Source organism: Stenotrophomonas sp. P5_A8 (assembly GCF_056400545.1).
The window spans coordinates 1-8569 of the sequence record NZ_JBFULB010000161.1 but is presented as its reverse complement, the minus strand read 5'-3'; the positions used below and the strand labels follow the sequence as shown (position 1 = coordinate 8569).

Annotated in this window: 6 protein-coding genes; all 6 read left to right on the top strand. The window is 68.0% G+C overall.

The window, feature by feature from the left end; all coding sequences use genetic code 11:
- Positions 1-82: 82 nt before the first annotated feature.
- The 6 genes from mreD to AC1DQP_RS12390 all read left to right on the top strand — a co-directional run bounded on the left by mreD (position 83) and on the right by AC1DQP_RS12390 (position 8206).
- The gene (gene mreD / locus AC1DQP_RS12415) at positions 83-568 is read left to right on the top strand and encodes a rod shape-determining protein MreD (protein ID WP_256777464.1); all 486 of its coding nucleotides are present in this window, start codon (positions 83-85) and stop codon (positions 566-568) included.
- Between the two features lies 1 nt (position 569).
- Positions 570-2642: a penicillin-binding protein 2 gene (gene mrdA / locus AC1DQP_RS12410; RefSeq protein ID WP_256777465.1), complete on the top strand. Its 2073-nt coding sequence runs from the start codon at positions 570-572 to the stop codon at positions 2640-2642.
- Entirely contained in the window at positions 2639-3751 is a 1113-nt protein-coding gene (rodA, locus tag AC1DQP_RS12405; RefSeq protein ID WP_256777466.1) for a rod shape-determining protein RodA, read from the top strand. The genes mrdA and rodA overlap by 4 nt, the downstream gene beginning before the upstream one ends.
- 756 nt (positions 3752-4507) lie before the next feature.
- Entirely contained in the window at positions 4508-5653 is a 1146-nt protein-coding gene (mltB, locus tag AC1DQP_RS12400; RefSeq protein ID WP_478051697.1) for a lytic murein transglycosylase B, read from the top strand.
- The gene (locus AC1DQP_RS12395) at positions 5650-6888 is read left to right on the top strand and encodes a septal ring lytic transglycosylase RlpA family protein (protein WP_457319036.1); all 1239 of its coding nucleotides are present in this window, start codon (positions 5650-5652) and stop codon (positions 6886-6888) included. Before mltB ends, AC1DQP_RS12395 begins: the two co-directional genes overlap by 4 nt.
- Before the next feature lie 103 nt (positions 6889-6991).
- The gene (locus tag AC1DQP_RS12390; RefSeq protein WP_457319037.1) at positions 6992-8206 is read left to right on the top strand and encodes a D-alanyl-D-alanine carboxypeptidase family protein; all 1215 of its coding nucleotides are present in this window, start codon (positions 6992-6994) and stop codon (positions 8204-8206) included.
- Positions 8207-8569: the final 363 nt, after the last annotated feature.

The window sequence follows — 8569 nt, the reverse complement described above, 5'->3', positions numbered from 1 at the left end:
CGCCCGCACCGGCCGCCGCCGCCCCTGAATCCACGGTAGTGCCGAGCCATGCTCGGCAGCCGGAATCGGTGGAGAACCGCGAATGAGCCGCCTGCGCGACAAACCGTGGGTGCTGCCGGTCAGCGTGGTGCTGGCGCTGCTGCTGGGCCTGCTGCCGCTGCCGGCGTTGCTGCAGCCGCTGCGGCCGTACTGGCTGGCACTGGTGCTGGCCTACTGGGTCATCGAAGCGCCGGACCGGGTCGGGCTGGGCATCGCGTTTGCCAGCGGCGTGGTCGCCGACCTGCTGTACGGCGGGGTGCTGGGCGAACAGGCACTGCGGCTGGTGATGCTCACCTTCATCCTGCAGCGCTTCCGCGCCCGCATCCGCTTTTTCCCGATGTCCCAGCAGATGCTGGCCATCGGCGGGTTGCTGTTCAACGACCGCATCGTCAGTTCGGTGGTGCATATCGTGGTCGGCGAACCGACCCTGCCGTGGTCGTACTGGTGGGCGCCGCTGCTCGGCATGGGCCTGTGGCCGCTGCTGTTCGTGCTGCTCGATGCGGTGCGCTTCGGGCGTCGCGGTCGCTGACATGTACGTGCGCCGCCAGGCCAAGAATCCCCACGCCGAAGCGGAACAGTTCCGGCGCCGTGCCGCGCTGGGCTTCCTTGGCGTGCTGGTCTGCCTGATCGGGCTGGGCGGCTGGTACTTCAAGCTGCAGGTGCTGGACCACGACGTCTATGCCACCCGCTCGGAGGCCAACCGCATCAAGCCGCGGCCGGTGGTGCCCGGGCGCGGGATGATCTACGACCGCAACGGGCGCCTGCTGGCCGAGAACGTGCCTGCGTTCCGGCTGGACATCACCCCGGACAAGGTCAAGGACATGGACGCCACCCTGGCCGGGCTGGCGAAGATCCTCGACCTCAGCCCGGAGGACATCGAGACCTTCAACAAGTCGCGCAAGGCCCGCCGCAAGTTCCTGCCGGTCACGCTCAAGCTGCGCGTCAGCGATGAGGAAATGGCGCGCTTCGCGGTCGACCGCTGGCGCTATCCCGGCGTGGAGCTGGAGCCGTACCTGACCCGTCGCTACCCCTACGGCGACCTGTTCGCGCACATCATCGGCTACGTCGGCCGGGTCGATGACAAGGACCTGGAGATCCTCGGCGAGGGCAACGCGGCGCTGACCCACATCGGCAAGTCCGGGCTGGAGCGCTATTACGAGCAGCAACTGCGCGGCAAGGTCGGCTACGAGCAGGTCGAGACCAACGTGCAGGGCCGCGCGATCCGCACGATCGGCCGGGTCGCCGCGCAGTCCGGCAGCGATCTGCGGCTGTCCATCGATGCCGATCTGCAGCGCGCGATGGTGGCCGCCTTCGGCGATTTCGACGGCGCGGCGGTGGCGATGGACCCGCGCACCGGCGAGGTGCTGGCCATGGTCAGCCTGCCCTCGTATGACCCGAACCTGTTCGTCAACGGCATCTCGCATGCCGATTTCAAGGCGCTCAACGACAACCCCTCGCGGCCGCAGTTCAACCGGCTCGTGCTGGGTGGCGTGGCGCCGGGTTCGACGATCAAGCCGCTGATCGGCCTGGCCGGCCTGGACAGCGGCACGCGCAAGCCCGAAGACAAGATCCTGTCCACCGGCATGTTCTACCTGCCCGGCACCTCGCGCGGCTGGGGCGATGCCAACCGCGGCGGGCATGGCTGGACCGATCTGCGCAAGTCGATCACCCAGTCGGTCAACACGTATTACTACAAGCTGGCGCTGGACATGGGCATCGAGCGCTTCGACCACTACATGGGCTATTACGGCTTCGGCGAAGCGACCGGCATCGACCTCACCGGCGAGATCGGCGGCATCCTGCCCTCGCCGCAGCACAAGTACAAAACCCGCAAGGAGCGCTGGTATCCCGGCGACACGGTCAACGTCAGCATCGGCCAGGGTGACTGGAAGGTCACCCCGTTGCAGCTGGTGCACGGCATCGCCGGGATCGGCAACGGCCAGCTGCGCACCCCGCACCTGGTGATGCAGGAGCGGGCCGGCTTCGATGCCGACTGGACCCCGGTGCCGGCCGGCGAGACCAAGCCGGTCAGCCCCAATCCCGGCAATCTGCAGGCCGTGCGCGAAGGCATGATGGGCACCATGCGCCCGGGCGGCAGTGGCGCGCGGGCCGCGGCCGGCGCGCCGTACACGATCGCCGGCAAGACCGGCACCGCGCAGGTGATCAGCCGCCGTGGTACGGCGGCGGTGAACCCCAAGAGCCTGCCGATGCACCTGCGTCACCGCTCGTTGTTTGTCGGCTTCGCGCCGGCCGAGAACCCGGTGATCGCCGTGGCGATCGCGGTCGAGGGCGGCGGCTACGGCGGCTCGGCCGCAGCGCCGATCGCGCGCAAGCTGTTCGATGCGTGGCTGCTGGGCAAGATGCCCGACGGGCTGGAACCCCTGGACAGCGAGCGGGGTACCACCGCGATCGGCATCACCGGGTTCGACAGCGGTGACAGCAACGCGCGGGCCGCCGGCGATGCCGCGGCTGCGCTGCTGGAATCGCTGCCGATCGTGGTGGGCCTGCCGAGCGCGCCGGTTCCCGCGCCGTCACCGCTTGCCCCTGGCGCGCCGGTGCCGGCCGCCGCACCGCCGCCGACAACCCCGGAGCGTGCGCGATGAAGGTCTTCCTGCGCTGGGCGACCGACATGGTCGTGCGTTTCAGCAGCACGCTGGACTGGGTGCTGTGCCTGGCCCTGGGTGCGCTGATGCTGATCGGGCTGGCGGTGCTCAAGAGCGCCGGCGGCGACGGCCTGGTGTTCGCCCAGGGCGCGCGCTTCGTGGTCGGGTTGGGCGCCATGTGGGCGATCTCGCGGGTGTCGATCCTGCGCATCCGCTCGGCCACGCCGTTGATCTATGCGATCTCGATGATCCCGCTGCTGGCGGTGTTCGTGCTCGGCACGGGCAAGTACGGCCGGCAATGGCTGGATCTGAAACTGTTCTACCTGCAGCCGGCCGAGCTGCTCAAGGTCAGTCTGCCGATGATGGTGGCCTGGTACCTGCACCGCATGCCGCTGCCACCGCGTTTTTCCACGGTGATGGTCAGCGCGGTGATCATCGGCGTGCCGACCGGGCTGGTGATGCTGCAGCCGGACTTCGGTACCGGCGTGCTGATCGCGGCCAGCGGCGCGTTCGTGCTGTTGCTGGCCGGTCTGCCGTGGTGGTGGGTGGGCGTGGCGGTCGGCGGCGTGGCGGCAGCGGCGCCGGTGGCGTGGTTCTGGCTGCTGCGGCCCTACCAGAAGGACCGCATCATGATGTTCCTGGATCCGGAGATGGATGCGCTCGGCGCAGGCTGGAACATCATCCAGTCCAAGATCGCGATCGGGTCCGGCGGATTCGATGGCAAGGGCTGGGGGCAGGGTTCGCAGTCGCACCTGAACTTCATTCCCGAGCAGACCACGGACTTTGCGTTCTCGGTGCTCAGCGAGGAGTTCGGCTGGATCGGGGTGGCGACGGTGCTGGCGTTGTACCTGGTGGTGATCGGCCGCTGCCTGTGGATCGCCTCGCAATCGCGCGATTCGTACTCGCGGCTGTTGGCCGGCGCCACGGGCCTGGCGTTCTTCGTGTACGTGCTGGTCAACGGCGGGATGATCTCCGGCCTGCTGCCGGTGGTGGGCGTGCCGATGCCGCTGATCAGCTACGGCGGCACGTCGGCGGTGTCGTTGCTGGCCGGTTTCGGCCTGGTGATGGCCGCGCGCAAGCATCAGCCCGTCCACGGCGGCTACGGCTGACCCATGGGTAGCGCCACGCCATGCGTGGCTGCTGTTCGCTGACTGCCCGCCCTCCTCGACGAGCGGCTGCGCTCCGCGCTCGGTCGGGATCGGCTCAGGTCCGCGCGGCGGCAAGGGATGCCCGCGCATCGCAGCGACTGTGCTGCCCAAGGTCCCGTCAGGGCCTGCCCCCAGCGGCAGGATGGTTCATCGGCTGAGCGGGGGAAGCGAAGGCTCGCCTCTGCGGTCGGCTGGGAGTGATCGGATATCCGGCAAAGCAGGTTTATAGCGTCAGGGTTTGGCGGGTTTGGTGCACGGATCGTCAACAAAGTGACGGAAAAGTGAGATGTGGCGCACAGATATGAAGTGCGTTGATCCTGATCAATGGACTTGTCGTAAACGGACGGCACAATGGCGGCCCGCCAGCAGGGGTATGTCGAGCCAAGCGACATGCCTGGGGAGCTTGGTGGGGAGTAGTTGACCCAACGGGTACAAGGGGCGAGGCGCGCGCTGGGGAGTTGCGCGCCGCGCCGGTACCGACCGGGTCGGTTTGGCCGGTTGCGTCCATGGGGATGGGGACGTAACCGGCAGACCTTAATAATTGCCGCTGACCCGCACCTGATGTGTCAGGGGCCCGGATGCATCCATGGCTGAATGGGGAATCTGACTGCGATCACTGTAGACGCAGCGTTAACGATTGTCCCTTGTCGCAGGCAATTCGTTGTGATTCATGGTCTTAGGGGTTTTAATTCATCCTTGACCTGCTAACCTGCCGCGATGATTCGACGCACTCTGGCCTGCATGCTTACGCTCGGTTTGGTCGCCTGCGCGACCCAACCGCCTTCTCCGTCACCGTCGCCGCAGGCGTCCGGTGCCCCCAACAAGCCGTTGCCGGGGCAGAAGGGCCCGGCCGAAGCCGCGCCGGAGGCCGCTGCCGCTACGGCCGCGCCGGTGGACCTGACCCCGGTGCCGTTCGAGGTGGCCCGCGCCAACTTCGTGCGCGACACCGCAAAACGCTATGGCATTCCCGCTGCGCAGATCGAGGCCACGCTGGCCCAGGCGCAGGTGCGCGATCCGATCATCGCGGCGATGTCGCGACCCGCCGAGCGGGTCAAGCCGTGGAACGAGTACCGGCCGATGTTCATCAGCCAGGCGCGGATCGACGGCGGAAAGAAATTCCTCGCCCAGCACCGCGACGAGTTGATGCGCGTGCAGCAACGCACCGGCGTGCCGGCCGAAGTGATCGTGGCGATCATCGGGGTGGAAACCAGCTACGGCGGCAACACCGGCAGCTACCGCGTGMTCGATGCGCTGTACACGCTGGCCTTCAAGTACCCGCGCAGTGGCGATCCGTCCAAGCTCGAGCGCGAAGTGCGCCGTGAGCTGTATTTCCGCGACGAACTGGCGCGCCTGTTCGCGCTGACCCGCGACGAGAAGCTGGACATCACCGCGATCAAGGGCAGCTACGCCGGCGCGATGGGCATGGGCCAGTTCATGCCGTCCAGCTACCTGGACTTCGCGGTGGACGGCAACGGCGATGGGCGCCGCGACCTGTCCAACAGCTACGACGACGTGTTCTCTTCGATCGCCAATTACTTCGTCAAGAAGGGCGGCTGGGTGCGCGGCGGTCCGGTCGCGGTGCCAGCCACACTGGCCGCCGGCCGCGAAGAATTCAATCCGACCGAGTGGGCGCCCACCTGGACCCTGTCCGAGCTGGCCCAGCGCGGCTATCAGCCCAGCGCGCCGGTGCCGGCAGGCCTGACCGCCACGCCGATCACGCTCGAAGGCAGCACCGGCAAGCAGTACTGGCTGGGCTTCCAGAACTACTACGCGATCACCCGTTACAACCTTTCCAAGATGTACGCGATGGCCGTGTACCAGTTGTCCCAGGCCATCGCCGGACAGGRGCTGCCGCCGGCATGAACGCACGCGCACGCTGCAGATGGCTGGTCCCCGGTCTGTTGGTCCTGGCGCTCGCCGCCTGCAGCAGCGCGCCGAAAAAGCCGGCCAGCGCCGGCAGCGCCAAGCCCGGCAGCGGCACGCTGGTGCAGGGCAAGGGCAACCGCCCGGCGCATTGTCCGGACGGGTCGCCCTACAAGGCCGCCACCGAAGATCCGACTACCCGCGGCGACTACCGTGCCGGCGGCTTGTACAAGCCCGGCGTCAACGACAGCACCCCCACCTATATTCCCAACGTGGCCTGCATCCCCGAGCCGGAGGTGGTCGACCTGCCGCGTTCGCCGGTCGGCAACAAGTCGCCGTACGTGGTGCTGGGCAAGCAGTACCAGGTGCTGGACAAGACCAGCGGCTATGCCGAGAAGGGGACCGCCTCGTATTACGGTGCCAAGTTCCATGGCCGCCTGACGTCCAACCGCGAGGTGTACGACATGTACGCCTTCACCGCCGCCCACAAGACCCTGCCGCTGCCGAGCTTTGCGCGGGTCACCAACCTGGACAACGGCGAATCGGTGATCGTGCGCGTCAACGACCGCGGCCCGTTCCACGACGGCCGGGTGGTCGACCTGAGTTATGCCGCCGCCGTGCGCCTGGGCATCACCCAGCGCGGCACCGGCAACGTGGAAGTGCGCGCGCTGACGCCGGGCGAAGGCAACCTGCTGGCCGACAAGCCCTCGCGTCGCGAGCGCCGCGCGGCCGCAAGCGTGGCCGCTGCCGCGCAGCCGCGTTCGCCCAGCGACATGGACAAGCTGGTCGGCCGCCTGCCAGCCGCCACGGCCCCGGCTTACGCGGGCGCCACGGTGGCCAGTGGCCGCCCGGCCGCGACCCAGGCGGCACAGATCGACGATGCGCCGGTTACCGTCAGTGCGCTGCCGGCCGCGCCGCTGGTGGCCGCCGTCGTGCCGCCGCGCCCGGTGGCCCGCCCGACCCCCGTACCGGTGCCCGCCCCTGCAAGCCTGTCCCAGCAGGTGGGCAGCGTGTTCCTGCAGGTGGCCAGCTTCGCCAGCCGCGACAACGCCACCCGTGCACTGGGCCAGCTGTCTTCGGCCGGCATCGTCGGGGCCAGCATCAGCGACATCGTCAGCGGCGGCCGCACCCTCTGGCGCCTGCGCGTGCCGGCGGCCGACCACGCCAGCGCCTCGGAACTTGCCGGCCGCATCGCCGGTCTGGGCTTTGGTGCGCCGCAGATCGTGAAGGACTGACCGCCGCCGCGAGCGGCGGCGTCCCGCGCGCACCGTTGCATCGGCCTACAATGGCCACACTCCGTCTTTCCACCTTGGCGCCCCACCAGGAGCTTGCTGTCCAATGAAATTCCGCTTTGCCGCTGCTGCCATGGCCACGACCCTGTTCGTGGGCATGGTCTCCGCCCAGACCCCGCAGCCGGCCCCCCAGCCGGTGCCTGCGCCTGCCGCCGCCCCGGCCACCGTCGCCACCCCGCCGGCGCCCAGACCCAGTGTCTCCAAAGCCTGGGTGCTGATGGATTACGCCACCGGCCAGGTGTTGGCTGGCGAAAATGAACATGAGCAGCTGGCCCCGGCCAGCATCACCAAGGTGATGACGTCTTATGTCGTTGCCGCCGAGGTCAAGAACGGCAAGGTCCGTCCCGATGACCAGGTGATGATGAGCGAGCGGGCCTGGCGCGAAGGCGGCGCCGGTACCGACGGCAGCTACAGCGGCTTCCCGGTCAACCAGACCGCGCGTCTGGAAGATATGGAAAAGGGCATGGCGATCCAGTCCGGCAACGATGCCGCGATTGCCCTGGCCGAGCACGTGGCGGGCAGCGAAGAAGCCTTCGCCTCGCTGATGAACAGCTATGCCGCCAAGATCGGGATGAAGGACTCGCACTTCATCAACGCCCACGGCCTGACCGCGCCGGGCCACCACAGCACCGCCTACGATCTGGCGCTGCTGGGCCGGGCGATGGTGCGCGACTATCCGGAAACCTACGCCTACAACAAGGTGAAGGAATTTACGGTCGGCAACATCAAGCAGCCCAACCGCAACCTGCTGCTGTGGCGCGATGGCAGCGTGGACGGGATCAAGACCGGCCATACCTCCGAGGCCGGCTACTGCCTGATGAGCTCGGCACAGCGCGGCGACCAGCGCCTGATCGCGGTGGTGCTGGGCGGCAGTTCGGAAAAGCAGCGCGCCGATGACAGTCTGGCCCTGCTCAACTGGGGCTTCCGCTTCTTCGAAACCCACCGCATGTACGAGCCGGGCAAGGCCGTGGCCGACCACAAGGTGTGGAAGGGCAAGGCCGACACGGTGCAGCTGGGCGTGGCCCAGCCGATGCTGGTGAGCGTGCCGCGCGGTCGTTACAACGACCTCAAGCCGACCATCGACGTGCCCAAGACGCTGGAAGCGCCCTTCACCGCGGGCCAGAAAATCGGCACGCTGAAGGTGACGCTGGATGGCAAGGTGGTCGCCGAAGCGCCGCTGGTGGCCGTGGCCGCCGTGGAAGAAGCCGGCTTCTTCAAGCGTCTGTGGGACAGCTTCTGGATGTGGTGGGAATCGGAGTGATCCGGCGCCACTGAATCGAAAAAAGACCGGCGAAAGCCGGTCTTTTTTTGGCTTTTTTCCGAAGGCAGGGGCGTCTTGTTCCGGGGGCTGTGCAGAGGGCGTACGGCTGTACGTGTGTGGTCGGGTGGTCGGGTTGTCCGAGTGACATTGGGGATCTGGGGCACCTTTTCGGTCGGGCTTTTCGCGCGCGTGAGGGCCCCGTAGCGGCCGGTAGGCCCCTGGCGCAAATGTCCCCCGGCCGCGTGGCGGCCTCCTCCTTTATTTTGCCCAGGAGCCTACCGCCCGCTACGGGGCTCGGCGTGCGGTGCGTAGGTGGACGCCAGGCTTTTCTGTCGCTGGTCGGTGGGTCGGGCGCTGGGCTCC